This is a genomic window from Catellatospora sp. TT07R-123, assembly GCF_018327705.1.
GTDB lineage: Bacteria > Actinomycetota > Actinomycetes > Mycobacteriales > Micromonosporaceae > Catellatospora.
Genome location: NZ_BNEM01000002.1, coordinates 310,300 through 327,715 on the forward strand (window position 1 = coordinate 310,300; position 17,416 = coordinate 327,715).

A 17,416-nucleotide genomic window follows, 5' to 3' on the forward strand; every position below is an offset into this window, starting at 1 on the left:
CACCGTCCGCGCCACCCTCTGCCCTCAGGCTGGAGCGGTGCCCAACCGCAGGTCGCAGGTTCGATTCCTGCCGGGAGCACCACGATAATCAGCGATTTCCCATAACCAGCCAGAATATTTGGCGGCAGCTTCACTCACGGTCCAGCGCGAGAGACGCAGGACGCGGCGAAGCGAGATGCGTCGCCAGTAGCTCTCGCGACGGATTTACCGGCAGCCGCCAAATATGCAACCTGGCACCGGCTGCCGCTCCGCCCCTGTAGCGGTTTCGCACATCGAGGCTCAACGGACGCCGGAAATGCATCTGAAGTCGCTTCGAATGACACCGTGCTCCGCGGGTGAGACCCAGCAGCTAAACAGGCTGCCGATGAGGGCTGACTCGTCAATTCCCAGCTGTACTGCCAAAATCGCGGCGTCCGTCCTGTAGATACGCGAGCGATCTTCAATTCCCTGGTACTCCGCGATGCCGCCGCGTTTGCCGAGCACAACGTAGTCCACCCTCTTGCCAGGCCTGCCCGTAGCGGTGTCGTGCCCCATGCGGTCATGCGCGTCGTCTACGGGTAGGCCACAGACACCACATGGCGACACATCCTCAGAAGCGCTCATAAGGTCATCCCTCCCCGTAGGCGTTTCCGCTACCCAGACCGCCGCGACAGTTGCGAGACGCCGCGCCCGGGTCCACGCGACACCGTACAGCAGCTAAATACGGCGACGTCGCCGTCTCAGGCTGACTCTGCCCGTTCGGCAATCGCACCTACAGTCTCCTACTCGACCACCGTCGACCATTCTGCGAGCAATCCGTAGGTTCAGGGTCGAGAGCTCAGTGAACAGATCTCAGCGGACGACGACAGCCCAGACCGGGAAGGCAGGGAGCGGAATGGCCTCGTCGTCATTGATCGAACGGGTGATCTCGGTCAGGTCATCGGACGGTACGTGGCCCGGATCGAGGTCAGCGGCAGCCAGGGCGACGACTTCGGCGGCGTCGCCGGTGACGCGGTACGTGCCGCTGAACGGCAACCGGCCTGGGGAAGCTGAGGTCAATGAGCACCTGAGTTGGCCTGCCTGTTCGTCGTACCAGGCGTAGAAGGTGCCCGGGTTCGGTTGGTCGGCCAGGCGCCGACGCAGCTCCCGCTGCACGACGTCCAGCGCCATCACGGTCGCCTCGACGTCGACCGGGCCGCATACCCCATACCGCCAGGTGTTCAGCCGGATCTCCCGCTCGAGCTCGTCGGGCCTCAGCGCTACCTCGGGGTCGTCAAGGTATGAGCGCACCATCTCGGCCAGCGTCTGGACCTGGGTGTCGTCAAGCACTGTCAGCTCCGTGCAACATCCGCGCGACGCCAGTCGGCGAGTCAGTGTTCCAGCGATCGATCACGGTAGGCCACAGGCAACCAACCAGCAAGCGAGATACTGCGAAGACCAGGCCAAACGACCTGGTCTCGACTGCGGTGCGGCAGGGTTCGAACCTGCGACCCTCTGCTTGCAAGCCGGACGTTGTGGGTGGCGCATGCGCACTATGGTGGCTCTCGTGATCGCCAGCTATGCCGCCGGACGTCAGGCCACCCCAACCGAAACTCTGTTGGCAGGCTTGTATTTCATTGCGTTCGGATGCCTAGGGATCTTGCTGGCGCTGAGGAAACGTCGAGATCCAGACGGGATGCGGAAGCGAGCTCGAACTCTGGGCGGACGGCTGATTGCGCAACAGTCGTGGCGGTCGAACATGATCGGCGGCATATTCTTCGCATTGGTCGGATTGATAGCGACAGTCGTAGGTCTCACGGATTTGGTGAAAGCGGGCTGAATCCTGTTCGGCGAGGGTTGCCGTGCACACAGCAGTGATGAACCGCAGCGGCCTTGACCTCGCACACGCCCGTTGGCGCCACTACGTGTACAGCCCACCTCGCACGTGGGCTTCAACGACCGTGACGCGGCAACTCGGAAGATTTGGGGGCCGGTCAGGCAGGTTGGTCCCCGGCAAGGAGAAGTGCCACCATCTGCGCATGGATGCGCCCGGCGAGCTCAGTCATGAGGAGAGCTGCCTGCTGCTGAACGCCGGTGAGCACGACTTGTTGCCCGGCGTCTTGCACGACTGGCGCACTGATCAACAGCCCGAGGAGCAACTGTCGCACCTACCCCTGCTTGCGGACGCGCTGCTCGGACTCGTCGACCGAGGGGTCGTTGAGGTCCGCCGACTCTCGCCCGATCTGGCTGCGGCTGGCAGTTACGAGGTGCTGGACCGAGAGGATCTGGCCGAGGTGCTGGCCGATCCGGCAACCTGGCAGTACACGGACCGCGGCTGGAGCCATCGAGATGAAGGTGTCTGCATCGTGCGGACCAGATAGGTTGGCCGATTTCAGGCGGTCCAGCGGTGGCGCTGCGGAACATGCACGAAATGATCCAGCGCCGACCAGCCACGGCAACGTGGATCTGCTCAGCTAGCCCTCTGGTTGTCGGCGAAAGACGAGCGCCTCCGTAATCCGTTTGCCCGCGCAACCCTGCCGCTGGAGGCTCCGCCGGGTACGAACGGAGCAGAGACCGCCTGGGAGTCGTCATGGCAGCCAGCAAGCCGTCCGAGTCGGCGCCGGAAGTCCGTACACCCCGCAGGTGCGCTGCGCGGCAGCCGGGAGGCGGGGCTGGCGGTGTTCCGCGGCATCCCGTTCGCCGAGCCGCCGGTCGGCCCCCTCCGTCTCGCCACGCCGCAGCCGTACGCAGCTGGGACGGTGTGCGCCCGGCGGTCGCATTCGGCCCGCCACCCCCGCAGTCCAGCCTGCTCCGAGCGGTCTAGGACCCCGGCGGCGACGACTGGCTGACCATAAACGTCTGGACACCCGAACCGGATCCGGCGGCACAGCTGCCAGTGCTGGTGTGGATCCCCGGCGGCTATGCGATGGGCCACGCCGCCCTGCCGGAATACGACGGCGGCATTCTGGCCAGGAGCAGAACCGTCGTCGTCACCCTCAACTACCGGCTGGGCATGAAGGTTTCGCGCAGGTCGACGGGGCCCCGTCGACCGGGGACTGCTCGACCAGGTCGCAGCCCTCCAGTGGGTACGCGGCAACATCCGGATGTTCGGCGGCGACCCGGACCGCATCACGGCTTCGGGCGGTCCGCAGGCGGCGGTTCGGTCGCCGCGCTGCCCGCCATGCCGCATGCCGCCGGGCGATCGCGCAGAGCGTGCCGGGCACGTTCTTCTCCCGTTGCAACTGAGTGGTCTTTAGTAAGTACTCGTGTTGCAGTCGTCCGTTGCCGGTCGACGGTCCCCGTCTGACCCACCAGGTTGATGGTGCGGGGTGGTCGTTTCACAGCCACCTGCCACCCTGAGGGTGGTCTTACGGTCGGCTCCACGGCCGTTTTGCGTCTGCCGGCCACTCCGGTCGACGTACTGCTGAAGGTTGATCGCTGCGTTGAGATCGCGGTCCGCGATCAGGCCGCAGTCCTCGCATCGGTAGGTCCGTTCCCGCAGCGGCAGCTTGGGTTTCACCGCGCCGCAGGACGAACAGGTCTTCGAGGAGGCGAACCAGCGGTCGGCCACGACCACCCGCCCCCCGTTCCAGGCCGCCTTATATTGCAGTTGTCGGCGTAGGGTGGCCCAGCCGGCGTCGGCGATGTGCCGGGCCAAGCTTCGGTTGGTCATCATCCCTGCGATGTTGAGGTCTTCGACGACCACGGTGCCGTAGGTCGCGGCCAGGGTGGTGGTGAGTTTGTGCAGGCCGTCGGTGCGCAGGTTCGCGACCCGTGCGTGCACGCGGGCCAGGCGGGTCTTTGCCTGCCGCCAGCGGCGGGACGGTTGCTGGCCGGTGCGCCGGTCGGGGCCCTGCCTGCGGGACAGGGTCCGGGCCGCGCTACGCAGCCGCCCGGACGCGTTCGCCAGATGATGGGGGTTGGGCACTATTTGCCCGGTCGACAGCACCGCTAGGTTGGCGATGCCGACGTCGACGCCGACGGTGCGTTGCGGATGTGAGGGGGTCCGGGTGGTGCGGGTGACTTCGACGGTGAACGACACGTGCCAGCGCCCGCTGGTGTGCCGGACGGTGGCCGTCAGGATCCGGGCGGTGCCCGCGTGCAGGCGCCGGGCCAGTTTCCGGGTCGACTCAAGGGTGCGGATCCGGCCGAGTCTTGGCAGGGTGACGTGGTGGCGGGTGTCCTCCACCCGGATCGTGCCGGTCGTGAACCGCACCGACGCCACCACCCGCCGACGCGACCGAAAACGCGGAAACCCCACCCGCGGCCCGGCCCGGCGGCCCGACCGCGACGCCGACCAGTTACCCAACGCACGAGCCAGACCATCCAAGCCCGTGCTGTAGGCCTCTTTCGAGCACTGCGCCCACCACGGGGCGACCTGCGGTTTGGCCGTGTTCCAGGCGCGGCGCAGGGCGGGCAAAGTCCAGCCCAGCGCAGGGGTCAGCTGCTGGTCGGCCAGGCCGTAGGAGCGTTCGGCGGCGCGTTGGCCGAGGTTGGCACGCACCGCGGCCAGGGCCCAGTTGAACGCGAACCGGCCTGCACCGGCATGCCGGTGCAGGTCTCGGTCCTGGGCCGGGGTCGGGTCCAGGGCGAAACGATACGCCTGCACCACCACCCCACCAGCCACATCGGACATACAGCAGAGGCTAGACACCCGGTATGACAACACCCGCCACCATCCCTCGCCCCGAGGACACCGATGCACACTCAAGCATGCCAAAGCTCACCTAACCGGCAACAGTTCGATGCCCTTCGCTGGTAATGCGGTCTCCGCCGGTATCTCCCAGTGGCGGAAGCGCTGGGGGCTCATCGCCCACCGGCCGATCGTTTTCGCGCTCGTGGTCGACGGCGACGTCCTGCCGGCCAAGCCCTGGCAGGCCTCGGCCGACGGTGCCGCCTGCCACGTCGAGCTGATCGTGGGGCACACCCGGGACGAGCACCGGCTGTTCAGCCTGATCGACGGTGTGCTCGGACAGGTCACGCCCGAGCAGGCCGAGGCCGTGCTGCGGCTGCTCGCCCCCGGCCCCGACGGCGCCCGCCGATACCGGCGGGCCTTCCCCGACGCCACCGACGAGGCACTGTACGAGCTGGTCCACGGCGACTGGCTGTTCCGCATGCCGAGCCTCCACCTCGCCGACACGCAGCTCGCCGGTGGCGGCCGAGTCCACCTCTACGAGCTGACCTGGTCCGCGCCGGGGCTCGGTGGCGGCCTCGGCGCCTGCCACGGCCTGGACGTGCCGCTCGCCTTCGGGAACCTGAGCGGCGGGCAGTCGACCACGCTGATCGGCGATCCGCCCGCCCCGGCCGCGTACGAGCTGTCCGCGCAGATCCGGGAGGCGTGGACGGCGTTCGCCGCGCACGGCGACCCCGGCTGGGCTTCGTACGACGTCGAGCGCCGCCGTACGAAGCTGTTCGACTCGCCGTCCACCGTCGACGCCTACCCGGAAGAGGCCTCGCGGCTGCTGTGGCAGGACTTCAGGTTCGCAGCGCTGCCGCTGCATGCGCGATAGCACGCAGCGGCAGTACCACCCGGGTGCGCTGCATCCGCCGGGTCAGGGCCGGACCGCGAACACCTCGGTCGGGTGCAGCATCGGCTGGGCGATCAGCAGGCTCCCGTCCGGGTTGACCGCCATGGTCCAGATCCCGGCCGGCAGCGGCATCGGCCAGTTGCTCGTGCCGAGCCGGCCGCGCCAGATCGGGATGCGGCGGGCATGCGCGCACGTGGCATCGGGGCAGACGAGCAGGGTGGCCTGGATCTCGTCGGACGGCGTGCCGACCTGAAGCCAGAGACCGTCGTGCGGGCGCGGTCCGACGACGATCGCGTAGACGCCGCCTTGCGGCCGCGCGACCGTCGCGACGGGAACATCCACACCGCACGTGCTCCGCAGGCAGCCGAGCATGGCATCGAACTGGAGCGCGGCGAGCTCCTCGACGTCACCGGGCGCGAGCTCGGCGACGCCGGCGTGCCCGCAGTCCGCGGTGTCGCACCTGGCGACCCACATGGTGGCGAGGGGAACGGCCGACGCCGTTTCGAACCACGTTCCGACAGTCGGCGACGTGCTCCGGCCCTCGCCGCTGACCGGCCGGAACGCCACGATCGGGCGCTGCGCGTGGTCCAGCCCCACGGCGATCATCTGCTGCCGCCAGCCGTCGGCGGGTTTCATGCTGGCGGACACCACCCCGAGCTTCGTCGTACGCGCGTCGGCGCACAGGACGTCGCGGCAGTGGATCAGACCGAGCTCGACCTGGGTGGCCTCCTCGCGCGAACCGAGGGGTGTCGCGGTCGCGATCAGGAGCTCTCCGTCCACCGACAGCGCGACCGCCTCGGCCGCCGAATGCGAGAGCGTCTCGTACATGCCCGTCGTATGCCGGCAGTGGCGCTGCGCGTCGCAGTACGCGAGCACGTCCCGGCCCAGCGCGAACACCGATCCGTCCGGGGCGACTGCGGCCGAGCCGGACGGGTGGTACATCAGGATCCCCAGAGCGGTGTTCGTGAAGCTGCTGCACAGCTCGTCGAGGCAGTCCTGGATGCCGCCCTGCCCGATGAGCATGGGATGGCGGCCGGCGGGCCAGGCCATCGCGATCCGTGCGGTGAGGTCCGGGCCCGTGAGCGTCGAGACCTCCGGCAACCGGTGCGCCCGGACCGAACCCGCCGCGAGCAGCGTGGACAGTGCGAGTAGGCCGCCTGCGGCGGTCACCAGGCGCCGCGACGCGGTGGCCCAGCCCGGCGCGGCAGCGTCAGCGGCGTCGGGCGCGGGCAGGCGGTTGCGGTAAGCCGCGTGCAGCGCCCCTGCCTGTATGGCGGCGACGCCGACGAAGGCGAGGTCTGTCGCGAGCCAGTGCAGGGTCCCGAGCCCGAAGGTCGACGGCCGGGTCGCCTCGGCTGCCCACGCCGCCGCGAACGCGGGTGCGACCACGCCGAACGCCACCATCGCAGCCGTTGGCAGGGCACGTCCGCGGACCAGCCGGGAGGCGCCGGAGAACGCGGACAGACCGCGGTCGTCGGTCGTGACGGCGACGACACCGGCGACCGACAGGCGGGCGACGACGGGGATGAGCACGACGAGCACGATCGCGGCGACCACTCCGACGGCGACGGCACCGCCGGGAATCGCCGTGCCGAGGGCGAGGAAGCCCGCGGCGAACGACAGCACACTGCCCACCAGGGCTGTCACCGCCACCGGCAGTGCCCGCCAGGCCTGTCGCAGCGGATCGGGGCGGCATCCCAGGACGGCGACCGCGGCCAGGACGGCCCAGGTCCACCAGACGGCGGTGAGGCAGGTCAGGATCGCGTCGTCCCCGCCGAACACCAGGGTCGCGTTCACCACCCGCAGCTGGTCGTCGGCCGCGAGGTGCCAGACCGTCCGCACCACGAACAGCGGCACCAGCCACAGCGCGAGCAGGGTGTACAGACGGGGGCCGGAAGGGCGCATCGGCACAAGGTAGCGAAGGCGGTCCAGGATCGCCGGCCCGTCAGGCGCCGGGTGGCGGCGGGCGGCCTTCCTGGCACGGCCGGGGAGCTCTGCGTGAGCGATGCCACCGCGCCGGGGCTGGGGTTCGTCCTCAGCTGGTGGCTATGCTCGGGCCGGCGCTGGTTCACCTGCCGGGATACGTGCGGCAGGTGTCGTAAGAGGGAACCCGGTGGGAATCCGGGGCTGCCCCGCAGCGGTGAGCGGGAACGACCGCCGTCAACAGAGCACTGGGCTGCGGCCTGGGAAGCGACGGCCAGTAGGTGACCGGAGACATCCGGTCGGGTCCGCGAGTCCGAAGACCTGCCCGCGCCGCGCACACGCCGTGTGCGCTGCCGCCGGCCTCGCGGGTGGGTCAGGAGCGGGGTGGTGTGCTGCCCTGCGCCCGGACATCAGTGTGGTCGAGCGGTGTGCTTTCGAGGGAAGGACGCACGAGTGCCGACCACCGCATCATCGCCGACGCTTGCCGGGCGATCCCCGGCCGTCTCCGAGCTGACCCTGTCGCAGATCATGGACCAGCATCACACCAACCTGATGGGTACCGTCCACGGCGGACGGATTCTCAACCTCGTCGACTCCGTGGCGGGAGTCGTGGCCGCCCGCCACTCCGACGGACCGGCGGTCACCGCCGCCATCGACGAGACCGCGTTCCTGGAGGCCGTACGCGTCGGCGACGTCGTCCACGTCCATGCCCGGATCACCTGGGCCGGACGCTCCTCGATGGAAGTCGCCGTCACCGTCACCGCCGACCGCTGGGACCGGTCCGTGCCAGCGACCCCGGTGGCCACCGCCCACCTGGTCATGGTCGCCGTCGACGAACTCGGCCAGCCGCGGCCGGTCCCGCCGCTGATACCCCAGACCACCGAGGACCAGCGCCGGTACGAACTCGCGCAGATCCGCCGGGAACATCGGCTGGCCCTGCGACGGGCGCTGGGCGCGCACCCGGGCGGGCTGTGATGGGACACCTGCCCCTGCACGTCATTGCCGGCTACCTGGCGGCGATCAGCCTGCTGATGCTCACTCCCGGCCCTGACATGATGTTCGTCATCGCCAACGGCGCCCGCTACGGCTCGCGTGCCGGCATCGCCGCGGCCTGCGGGGTCGCCGCAGGTGAGGCCGTCCACGTCGCGGCGGTCGTGGCAGGTCTGGCCGGGCTGATCGCGGACTCGCCGGTCGTGTTCGGCGCCATCCGCTACCTCGGCGCCGCGTACCTGATCGCGCTCGGTCTGCACGCGCTGCTGCGTACCCACGGCACCGGCGGCGGCCCGCAGCTGAAACGACCCGGACTGCCCGCCGCGTTCGGCCGCGGCATGGTCACCAACCTGCTGAACCCGAAGATGATCCTGTTCAGCCTCGCATTCCTGCCCCAGTTCGCCGACCCGGGCCGGGGGCACCTCACCACCCAGCTGATCACCCTGGGCGGTCTGTTCATCGCCGTCCAGCTGATCGTCGACGTCAGCCTCGGTGCGGGCGCCGGACGGCTCGCGGGGCGCCTCGACACGTGGCAGCGACGCATGCAGCGCGGCTGTGCGGCGGTGTTCATCGGGCTGGGGGTCAAGCTCGCGCTGAGCTGAACCGCGGTCGGCGGTGCCCCGGGGCCGGTGCGCACCCGCTGACCCTGCCGAGCCCCTGTCCGGCTCGCAGTCCCGCGCTGTCCGCCCCGGTTTTCAATAGACGCTGGCCTATCTAGAAGACAGATCTTGGAAAATCGTCCTCCAGATAGGCCAGCGTCTATGAAAAACGGGTCGCGTCGCCGGGAACTGGAGCGCCTGACGCGACGACTACCGAACGTCGGTGGGCCGGTCTGCCGATCTGGTGAGAAGAGGAACGTCATGCTTGGTCGGGTTCTGGGCCGGGTCGCCGTGGTAGCCGCCGCGGGAGCCGTGGCGGTGGCGGTCATGGCGTTGCCCGCCTCCGCGCATACCGAGATCGAGCTGAAACCGGCCCAGGCCGGTGCGACGAACGCGACCCTGAAGGTCAACGCCGAGGCGGAAAGCGACGCTGCCGGTATCAAGAGTGTCCAGATGGTGCTGCCCGAAGGCATCACCCCGGCCGAGGTCACCCTGGCGTCCGGCCCTGCGGGCTGGGCACTGAAGCCCACCGGCGACGGATTCACCGTGGCGGGTCCGGCGCTGAGGACCGGGACCGACGCCGCGTTCACCGTGACGCTCGCACAGTTGCCCGCGGCCGCGACGGTGCTGGTGTTCAAGACACTGGTCACCTACGGCAACGGCGACGTCGACCGCTGGATCGGCGCGGCCTCCGACAGCAACCCGGCCCCGTTCGTCAGCCTCAAGCCCGCAGCCGCCAGTCCGTCGGCAGTGCCGAGCGCGTCGGCGCTCGCGCCGACGGGCTCTGCGGCCGCCAGCCCGCAGGTCTCGGCCAGTGCCGCCGCCGACAGCGCCTCCCCGTCGAACACGGGCTGGATCGCCACAGCCGTCGTCGTGGCCCTGCTGGTCGCGGGAGCAGCCGTGTGGCTGGTCCGGCGCGGACGTTCGGGCACCGCGTCCTGAGAGAGCGATGCCCGCGAGCGGCGGTCCGATGCGGGGCCGCCGCCTGGCACGCCCGGATGCCGGCAGGACGTCGAATCAGACCTCCCACAACGTTCAGGAACTTCCACGCACTTCGTGACGACTAGGTGGCAACTGTCCGGGCGACTGCTCGGTCCCGCCTCCCAGGAGCACTCCATGTCCACCGTCGTCACCGCCGCACCGGCCATACCCGATGAGGCTTCCGCCGGCCAGCCCCGCAGCACGCTGCAGACCGGTCTGGGTCCGCTGCTGCGGCGCCTGCACTTCTATGCCGGAATCCTCGTCGCCCCGTTTCTGCTCGCGCTGGCCCTCACCGGCCTGGCATACGCGTTCAGCCCGCAGGTCGACGAGATCGCCTACCACGACCAGCTGCACGTCGACGCCGTCGGCAGCACCACCGTCCGGCTGTCGCAGCAGGTCGCCGCCGCCCAGGCCGCGGTCCCGGGCGGCACCCTCGTCGCCGTGCACCCCGCCGCGGCCGCCGACGCCACCACGAAGGTCGAGTTCGCGCTGCCGGAGCTGGGCGGCAAGCAGCGGACGGCCTACGTCGACCCGTACACGGGTCAGGTGCGCGGCATCCTGACCACCTGGTTCGGGTCCACGCCGGCCACGACGTGGCTGGACCAGATGCACTCCAACCTCAACCTCGGCGAAACCGGGCGCGTCTACTCAGAACTGGCCGCCTCGTGGCTATGGGTCCTGGTCCTGGGCGGGCTGATCCTGTGGTGGCGACACCACCACGCCCGCCGCACCGCCCGCCGCCTGCTGCTACCCGACACCACCGCCAGGGCGGGCGTACGCCGCACCCGCTCCTGGCACGCCACCACCGGCCTCTGGGCGGCCGTCATGCTGCTGTTCCTGTCCGCGACCGGCCTGACCTGGTCCCAGTACGCCGGAGCCAACTTCGGCTGGCTGCGCAGCGCTCTCAACTCCGACGCCGTCGCCCTGAACCTCAGCCTCGACCGTGCCGCCCCGCCCTCGGACGAGCACAGCCACCACGGCGGCGCCGCCGCAGGAGGCGCCGCGGACTTCGACGCCATCGCCGCCTCGGCCGCCTCGGCGGGACTGACCGGGCCGCTGACGATCACCTCGGCCGAGCAGGGCCAGGCCTGGACTGTCGGGCAGGTCGACAACACCTGGCCCGTCCACCGCGACAGGATCGCGGTCCACCCGCTGACCGGGCAGATCGTGGACACCGTCACCTGGGATCAGCAGCCGCTGCTGTCGAAGCTGACCACCTTCGGCGTCCAGGCCCATATGGGCGTCCTGTTCGGCCTGCTCAACCAGCTTGTTCTCGCCGCCGTGGCCCTCGGGTTGATCGCGGTCATCGGGTGGGGATACCGCATGTGGTGGCGCCGCCGCCCGACCCGCGCGCGCTGGAAGCTCGGCGCGCCACCGTCGCGCGGCACCTGGCGTTCGCCGCACCCGGCCGTGCTCGCCGCTGCCGCGGCGGTCGGGTTCGCCATACCGCTGCTGGGTCTGAGCCTGGTGGCGGTCCTGCTCATCGACCTGGCTGCCGGTGCCGTGGCCCGGTTGCGTCCTGCGGCCGCCGATATCGGCGGCTGAGCAGGTGTCGCAGTAGCGGGCCACGGTCCGCATGCGGCTCAGCCGCCGGGTCGACCCGGTCGAGGGGCTCCCGCATGCGGACACTCCCGGGACCTGAGTCAGCGGGCCGGGCTGTCGTCCTGCTCGGTCCGCGCCGGATCCCGGTCGAGCTCGATCCGGCGAAGCGACGGCACCTGGGCCGCCAGCAGCATCGCCGCGGCCGCGATCCCGGCGCCGGTGACGGCGATCGGCGCCGTCCCGAACGCCGCCGCCAGCGCCGGCGCGGACAACTGCCCGAGCGGGGAGGACGCCGAGGACCAGAACTCGTCATGGGCGCCGACCCGGGAGAGCAGGCGCTCGGGGATGTGGGTGTTGTTGACCGTCTCCCAGACGACGGTGAAGAACTCGGCGACCACCCCGCCCAGCAGCGACGCTCCGAACAGCCAGCCGAGGTCCGCCCCGGCGCCGAGCAGGATGAGCGGCAGGGTCGCCAGCGCCATCGAGGACAGGGCGGGGACCATCGGCCGCCGCATCAGCGGCAGCTTCATCAGGACCGCGCTGGCCGCCAGGGCACCGATGCCGCGGGCGCTCAGCACCAGGCCCCAGCCCTCGGCACCGATCGTGTCGTGGGCGATCACGGGGCCGAGGATCTGCCAGAAGCCCATGTTGGTGGCGTTGAAGACGGCGAAGGCCAGTGTCACCGCCCAGATCCACGGCTGGGACCTGAAGTACGTCCAGCCCTCCCGCATGTCCCGCAGCATCGTCGGGCCGTCCTCGGCGCGTGGCGGCAGGTCGGGCAGCGACATCCGCCCGAAGCAGGCTGCTGCCAGCAGGAACGAGGCCGCGTCGGCGGCGATCGCCCAGCCGCCCCCGACGGAGGTGGTCAGCAGACCGGCGGCGGTCGGGCCGGCGATCCGGGCGGTGTTGCCCGCGGCGGCCAGCAGTGAACTCGCCTGCTGGAGGCCGTGCCCGACGGCGAGGTTCGAGAGGATGCCGCGCAGGGCGGGCCTGGTTATCCCCTGGAAGACGCCGTTGCAGGCGGACAGTGGGAGCAGCAGCGCCGGGTGCTGGTGGGTGAGCAGCAGGACCGCGACGCCGACCTGGGTGACGCCCGCGCCGAGGCTGGTCAGCCGCAGCACGGTGTCGCGGCGGTAGCGGTCGGCGATGCCGCCGCCGAAGAGCATCATCGCGACCATCGGGACCACTGCGGCGGCCGTGACCGCCGACAGCCAGGCCGCGCTGCCGGTGATCTCCAGGACCCCGAACGCCAGGGCGACCGGCGACATGAAACTGCCGGCCATGGAGATCGAGCGACCGGCGAAGAACCACCGGAAGGCGGCCGAGCGCAGCGGCCGAGCGAACGCGGAGCCGGTCTCCTCGGCTGTTTCTGCTTCGGACACGGGAAGCCAGCGTGCCAGCGTGCCTTGGCTGGATCAAACGGTTTCCGGCAGCGGTGAGGCGCTACCCTCTCGGCTCGTATCGCATCGCCACCGCACCCGAGCCGAGCTCCGACCGGCTCACCAGCTTCAGGTCGACGTGCTTCGACAGCCCCGCGAACAGCGTCGGCCCGTGGCCCGCGAGCCGGGGATGCACCACGAGCTCGTACTCATCGATCAGTCCCAGCTCCGCCAACGCCAGTGGGAGCTGGACGCCGCCCACGAGCAGTCCGTGGCCCGGCTCCCGTTTGAGCTGCTGAACGACCCCGGCCAGGTCCCCGCGCACGAGTTCGGCGTTCCAGTCGACCTGGTCCAGGGTGCTCGACACGACATACTTCTTCGCCGCGTCGATCGAGTGGGCGAAGGGCTCCACCTGCTCAGGGTCCGCTCCCGCCGGCGGGCGCCACGCCGCCTCCATCATCTCGTAGGTCACCCGGCCGAAGAGGAGGGCATCGGCCTGGTCGATGTTCCGGAGGTGGTGGCGGTGCAGGTCTTCGTCCGCCGGGATCGCGCGATGATCGCAGCACCCGTCCAGGGTGATGTTGATGGAGTACCGAAGGGGACGCATCCTGCAAGAGTACCGGCGATGGGGTACACCGGACGATACGCATCAAATCAGCCATGGGCAGGCACGGCGGGGTCGGCCGGGTTTCGCGGGTCGGCCGACCCCGGCGCGGAGGTGCAGGATCAGCAGAGGACCGGCCAGCCGCCCAGTTCGCAGGTCGCCGGGATGAAGGCGTCGGAGTAGGTGTAGGTCGTCTGACCGGCCAGGCTCAGGCCGACCGTCGCCGACAGGACTCGATCGCCCTGCACGGACGGGATGTACTTGGTGCAGTACGAGTCGGCGCTGCCGCAGCCGTAGGAGCTGCTCGCGCTCGCTCCGCTCACTCCCCAGGTGAAGCTGGTGCCCGGTGCGGCGCCGCTGACCTGGAACGTCACGACGTAGGTGAACGCGGCGGTGCCGGTGCCACAGGAGCTGGTGTAGCCGCTGGGGCCCGGCTGGACGTGGCAGGCGGCGCTCCCGGCGACGGCGTATGCCGGCGAGGTCACCGCCAGGGTCGCGGCGACGGCGGTAAGCAGGGCAATGGTCAGGGCTGCGAGTCGTGCGTACATGAGCGGCTCCGGGGGTGAGGATGCCTGTCAAGACGAGCGGGCGCTCTTCGAAGTCAATCGAAGAACATCTATTATTACACACGTCGGCCTGCGCACGCAGGGCCTGCTGCGCCACATCGGCATCAGCGACGTCCACGTTGCACAGGTCGCCGGTCGACGACGCCGTCACATGGCGGCCCTGACGGCACTGCAGCCCGTATCGGCGTGCCGGTCGGCGGTCTACGCTAGTGGCCGTGGATGGCGACACTTCGGCCGGTGACCGCCAGACACCGTCCGGCGGCCCGATGCAGGCGCAACTGCTGACCGTCGGCCGGTCGATGCGACCCGTGGTGCGGGAGCTGCTGTCGGGGCTTCCGGCCAGTTGCACCTGGCTGCTGCCGGTCCTCGACGACGGGGACGAGGTGGCGGACTTCGAGATCGCCGCGATCGGCGCGCAGGCGGACGACGTCGCCGGACGCGGCGGCGAGCAGCGGCTCGGCCACCGTATCGGCGCCCTGTATCCCGGGATGGTCAGCGGCCCGCTGTGGGACCTCTACCACCAGGTGTACGCCGACGGCCTGCCTCGGCAGCTACCGGACTTCCAGTACCACGCCGACGGTGACGGGGTCGTCGCCACGTCGCTGTTCGATGTGGCCGTGCACCGCGTGTGCGGCGGGCTGATGGTGTGGTGGCGGCGGCTGGACGAGCAGGAGCGCCGCCGGGAGCAGACGGAGCTGCTCGGCAATCTCGGCTGGGGCGAGACGGATCTGCTCACCGGCCGGATCAGCTGGTCGCCAGGCATGTACCGGATCTTCGAACGCGACCCGGCGCTGGGCCCGATGAGCACCGCGGAGCAGGCCGCGTACATCGTCGCCGAGGACCAGCCGCTGCGGGAGACCGCGTGGCAGATGCTCGACAGCGGTCTGGTCTCGGACCTGACTATCCGCGTCCGGGTCGGCGGCAGGGTCAAGCACCTGCGGCTGCTCGCCGACACCGCACGCGACGCCGCCGGCAAGCCTGTGAAGCTCTACGGCGTGGTGCAGGACGTCACCGCGCGCGAGACGTCACGCACCGACGTCGAGAGACTCCAGGAGGAGCTGCGGATACGTGAGCTGACCATGGTCGCCGAGCAGCGGCTCGCCGGGCAGTTGCAGCAGATCATCCAGCCGCTGCCCGACGGCCCCTTCACCCTCGCCGACCTCGACCTGTGGGTCCAGTACCTGCCCGCCGAGGACAAGGCTCGCGTCGGGGGCGACTGGTACCACGCCCTGCCCCTGCCCGACGGACGGGTCATCCTGGCGATCGGCGACGTCGTCGGCCACGGGCTGGCTGCCGCCACGGCCATGGCTCACCTGCGCTACGCCCTGGTCGGCTGGACCGCCGTCGAGGACTGCGAACCTGGACGGCTGCTGTCCCATCTCAACCAGCTCTGCCTGCGGCTCGGCACCACCGGCACCGCCGTGATCGCCGTCTACCAGCCGGCTGACCGCACGCTGCGCTGGGCGCGGGCGGGCCACCCGGTGCCGCTGCGTCATCACGCAGGCCGCACCCGGCCGTTGGCCCGGGTCGACGGACTGCTCCTCGGGGCCTCGGCCACGGCCGACTATCCGGAGACCATGTGCCGGCTCCACCCCGGTGACCTGCTTCTGTTCTATACCGACGGTCTGGTCGAACGCCGTGGGCGCGACACCGCCGACACCGTGCGCGAGGTCGCCCGCACGATGACCGCCGCCGCAGCTCACCCCGACGGCAGGCCACTGACGCATCTGGAGACCCTGCTGGGCGCGGCCAGCCCCTTCGACGACACCTGCCTGCTGAGCATCCAGGTGCGGCTTTGACCGTCAGCCGCGTCAGCGGCTCATCCGCACGCGGACCACGGTTCCGCCTGCCGCGAACGACACCTCGTCGCACACCTGCGCCACGATCGCCAGACCACGTCCGCGCGGCGCTTCCGCAACCGGCATCACCGGCGCCCCTGTCCGCCGGGCGCCACGTGGTTGCCGGTCCTCGACCTCGCAGACCACCGCGCCTGTATCGGTCCACACCCGCACCACGCCTGTGCCGCCCGTGTGTTCGAGCGTGTTCGCCATCAGCTCGTTGACGGCCAGCGCCAGCAACTCAGCCCGCCTCATCGTCAACCCTGCCGCGGCAGCCTGATCCCGCACGAATTCACGGACCCGGGCCAGGTCGCCGGGCGCGGCGAAGACCGTTTCGCCGGTCGTGGAGCGGACGTCGTCAGCGGGGCCCATCGCCGATCACCGCGCGTCCTGCGACGGCGGGGCCAGGAGCGCGCCGACCCCGGTCAGCTCCAGCACCGTCGCGACCATGCCGACGGCGTTCGTCACGTACAGCACCGCCCGGCGCGACTGGGCGGCGTGATAGGCCATGACCAGGACGTGGAGTCCGCTGGAGTCCACGAACCGGAGCGCACCGAGATCCACCTCCGTCCGCGGTGACGATGCCGTCGCCGCCGTGAGCGCGACGGCCAGCTCGTCGCTGACACTCATGTCGCATTCACCGCCGACCCGCACGACCAGGTGGTCCGCGATCTCGACGGTCGACACCGTCAACACTCCCATACCGCAACAGCACCCATCTGGCGACGATCGACGGACCGGTCGCCATCATCTCACCGTACTCGCTGCGCTTGGCGAGATGTCCCCTCTCAGGGCTGGTTTTCACCTTCACCTGAACGCGCCGCGGGCGGACACCGTACCGGGCGGAGCACCCGCTCAGTCGATCAGCCGGTCGAGCAGTTCGAAGGTGTCGTACTGCTGGTTGTAGTCGCCGAAGTGCCCGTCGTCGCGGATGATCTGCGTGCCGCCGAGACGGTCGAACATGGCCCGGCCCTGCGCGGCGTCACAGCCGTACGGATCCTGGGTGGAGTTGATGAAGTAGATGTCGCGGACGTGGGATCTGATCGCCTCCCAGTCGTAGGAGGCCTGGAGCACCGGCTCGTCCGAGGCGTTGGGCTGGGTCGAGTAGCCCGCCACGAGTATCGCCTGCGCCACTGTCACGTCGAGGCTCTCCAGCAGGGCCAGGAGGAACGCGGCGCCGCCGGAATGCCCTACGAGCACCGTGCGCTCATCGAAGTGGTGGTCGGCCAGCACCTTCGGCAGTAGGGTCGCGACCGGCTCGGAGTTCATGCCCGGGTAGTGCGGGATCTCGACGGAGTACCCCCGCTGGGCGAGGCGCTCGCCCAGCCACGGAAACCACAGGATCTCGGGATTTCCTCCCGTTCCGTGGAAGATGATCGCGTTTGGCTGCATGCCGAGGGACGATACCGCCCGCCTGGGTCAGCTCCGTCGACCACCTGCCACGTGACGAAGCGCTGAATCGCGCCACCGCTCGTCAGCATTTGTTGACGAGCGCGCTGACGTCAGCA

General features: G+C 70.1%; 19 protein-coding genes, 1 pseudogene and 1 riboswitch. Of the genes and pseudogenes, 11 read left to right on the plus strand and 9 right to left on the minus strand.

What is annotated here, in order from left to right; genetic code table 11:
- Window positions 1-831: 831 nt before the first annotated feature.
- On the minus strand, window positions 832-1,308 hold the full coding sequence (locus Cs7R123_RS21720) for a hypothetical protein (protein WP_212829551.1): 477 nt from the start codon (window positions 1,306-1,308) through the stop codon (window positions 832-834).
- A gap of 217 nt (window positions 1,309-1,525) precedes the next feature.
- Between Cs7R123_RS21720 and Cs7R123_RS21725 the strand changes: the two genes are divergently transcribed.
- The 5 genes and pseudogenes from Cs7R123_RS21725 (at window position 1,526) to Cs7R123_RS40770 (ending at window position 3,215) form a co-directional block, all read left to right on the plus strand.
- A complete protein-coding gene (locus Cs7R123_RS21725; RefSeq protein ID WP_212829552.1) occupies window positions 1,526-1,798 on the plus strand; it encodes a hypothetical protein in 273 nt (90 codons plus the stop codon).
- Window positions 1,799-1,997: 199 nt separating this feature from the next.
- Window positions 1,998-2,339, plus strand: coding sequence for a hypothetical protein (locus tag Cs7R123_RS21730; RefSeq protein WP_212829553.1), 342 nt, complete (start codon window positions 1,998-2,000; stop codon window positions 2,337-2,339).
- Between the two features lie 297 nt (window positions 2,340-2,636).
- Entirely contained in the window at window positions 2,637-2,807 is a 171-nt protein-coding gene (locus Cs7R123_RS40760; RefSeq protein ID WP_212829554.1) for a carboxylesterase family protein, read from the plus strand.
- A gap of 47 nt (window positions 2,808-2,854) precedes the next feature.
- Window positions 2,855-2,914: pseudogene (locus tag Cs7R123_RS40765) on the plus strand (hypothetical protein); the annotation flags it as partial.
- A 100-nt stretch (window positions 2,915-3,014) separates the two neighbouring features.
- Window positions 3,015-3,215 carry a carboxylesterase family protein gene (locus Cs7R123_RS40770; RefSeq protein ID WP_280517358.1) on the plus strand — a complete coding sequence of 67 codons (201 nt, stop codon included), beginning with the start codon at window positions 3,015-3,017 and terminating at the stop codon, window positions 3,213-3,215.
- Here Cs7R123_RS40770 and tnpB read toward each other — a convergent pair.
- Window positions 3,212-4,594, minus strand: coding sequence for an IS607 family element RNA-guided endonuclease TnpB (gene tnpB, locus Cs7R123_RS21745; protein ID WP_212829555.1), 1,383 nt, complete (start codon window positions 4,592-4,594; stop codon window positions 3,212-3,214). The genes Cs7R123_RS40770 and tnpB overlap by 4 nt on opposite strands.
- A gap of 109 nt (window positions 4,595-4,703) precedes the next feature.
- Between tnpB and Cs7R123_RS21750 the strand changes: the two genes are divergently transcribed.
- Complete coding sequence (locus Cs7R123_RS21750; protein ID WP_212829556.1) at window positions 4,704-5,468, plus strand: carboxylesterase family protein; 765 nt, start codon at window positions 4,704-4,706, stop codon at window positions 5,466-5,468.
- 42 nt (window positions 5,469-5,510) lie between these two features.
- Here the strand turns inward: Cs7R123_RS21750 and Cs7R123_RS21755 are convergent, their stop codons facing one another.
- Window positions 5,511-7,391 (minus strand): hypothetical protein, encoded by a 1,881-nt coding sequence (locus tag Cs7R123_RS21755; RefSeq protein WP_212829557.1) that lies wholly within the window; start codon window positions 7,389-7,391, stop codon window positions 5,511-5,513.
- Window positions 7,392-7,533: 142 nt separating this feature from the next.
- Window positions 7,534-7,753, plus strand: a riboswitch (cobalamin riboswitch).
- 109 nt (window positions 7,754-7,862) lie between these two features.
- Between Cs7R123_RS21755 and Cs7R123_RS21760 the strand changes: the two genes are divergently transcribed.
- The 4 genes from Cs7R123_RS21760 to Cs7R123_RS21775 all read left to right on the plus strand — a co-directional run bounded on the left by Cs7R123_RS21760 (window position 7,863) and on the right by Cs7R123_RS21775 (window position 11,524).
- A complete protein-coding gene (locus tag Cs7R123_RS21760) occupies window positions 7,863-8,384 on the plus strand; it encodes an acyl-CoA thioesterase (protein ID WP_244872071.1) in 522 nt (173 codons plus the stop codon).
- Window positions 8,384-9,001, plus strand: a complete 618-nt coding sequence (locus Cs7R123_RS21765; protein WP_212829558.1) for a LysE family translocator — start codon at window positions 8,384-8,386, stop codon at window positions 8,999-9,001. Before Cs7R123_RS21760 ends, Cs7R123_RS21765 begins: the two co-directional genes overlap by 1 nt.
- 258 nt (window positions 9,002-9,259) lie before the next feature.
- Entirely contained in the window at window positions 9,260-9,940 is a 681-nt protein-coding gene (locus Cs7R123_RS21770) for a DUF1775 domain-containing protein (protein ID WP_212829559.1), read from the plus strand.
- Window positions 9,941-10,114: 174 nt separating this feature from the next.
- Window positions 10,115-11,524: a PepSY domain-containing protein gene (locus Cs7R123_RS21775; protein WP_212829560.1), complete on the plus strand. Its 1,410-nt coding sequence runs from the start codon at window positions 10,115-10,117 to the stop codon at window positions 11,522-11,524.
- Window positions 11,525-11,622: 98 nt separating this feature from the next.
- Here Cs7R123_RS21775 and Cs7R123_RS21780 read toward each other — a convergent pair whose 3' ends face one another.
- The 3 genes from Cs7R123_RS21780 to Cs7R123_RS21790 form a co-directional block, all read right to left on the minus strand.
- On the minus strand, window positions 11,623-12,903 hold the full coding sequence (locus Cs7R123_RS21780) for an MFS transporter (protein WP_212829561.1): 1,281 nt from the start codon (window positions 12,901-12,903) through the stop codon (window positions 11,623-11,625).
- A gap of 61 nt (window positions 12,904-12,964) precedes the next feature.
- The gene (locus tag Cs7R123_RS21785) at window positions 12,965-13,507 is read right to left on the minus strand and encodes a dihydrofolate reductase family protein (protein ID WP_212829562.1); all 543 of its coding nucleotides are present in this window, start codon (window positions 13,505-13,507) and stop codon (window positions 12,965-12,967) included.
- 119 nt (window positions 13,508-13,626) lie between these two features.
- A complete protein-coding gene (locus Cs7R123_RS21790) occupies window positions 13,627-14,052 on the minus strand; it encodes a hypothetical protein (protein WP_212829563.1) in 426 nt (141 codons plus the stop codon).
- 233 nt (window positions 14,053-14,285) lie between these two features.
- Here Cs7R123_RS21790 and Cs7R123_RS21795 point away from each other — a divergent pair, with 233 nt between their 5' ends.
- Entirely contained in the window at window positions 14,286-15,869 is a 1,584-nt protein-coding gene (locus Cs7R123_RS21795) for a PP2C family protein-serine/threonine phosphatase (protein WP_244872072.1), read from the plus strand.
- A gap of 12 nt (window positions 15,870-15,881) precedes the next feature.
- On the opposite strand, the gene Cs7R123_RS21800 is transcribed toward Cs7R123_RS21795, so the two are convergent.
- The 3 genes from Cs7R123_RS21800 to Cs7R123_RS21810 form a co-directional block, all read right to left on the minus strand.
- Window positions 15,882-16,280 carry an ATP-binding protein gene (locus Cs7R123_RS21800; RefSeq protein WP_212829564.1) on the minus strand — a complete coding sequence of 133 codons (399 nt, stop codon included), beginning with the start codon at window positions 16,278-16,280 and terminating at the stop codon, window positions 15,882-15,884.
- Window positions 16,281-16,286: 6 nt separating this feature from the next.
- Entirely contained in the window at window positions 16,287-16,610 is a 324-nt protein-coding gene (locus Cs7R123_RS21805; RefSeq protein WP_212829565.1) for an STAS domain-containing protein, read from the minus strand.
- A gap of 153 nt (window positions 16,611-16,763) precedes the next feature.
- Window positions 16,764-17,300: an alpha/beta hydrolase gene (locus tag Cs7R123_RS21810; protein ID WP_212829566.1), complete on the minus strand. Its 537-nt coding sequence runs from the start codon at window positions 17,298-17,300 to the stop codon at window positions 16,764-16,766.
- Between the last annotated feature and the right edge of the window lie 116 nt (window positions 17,301-17,416).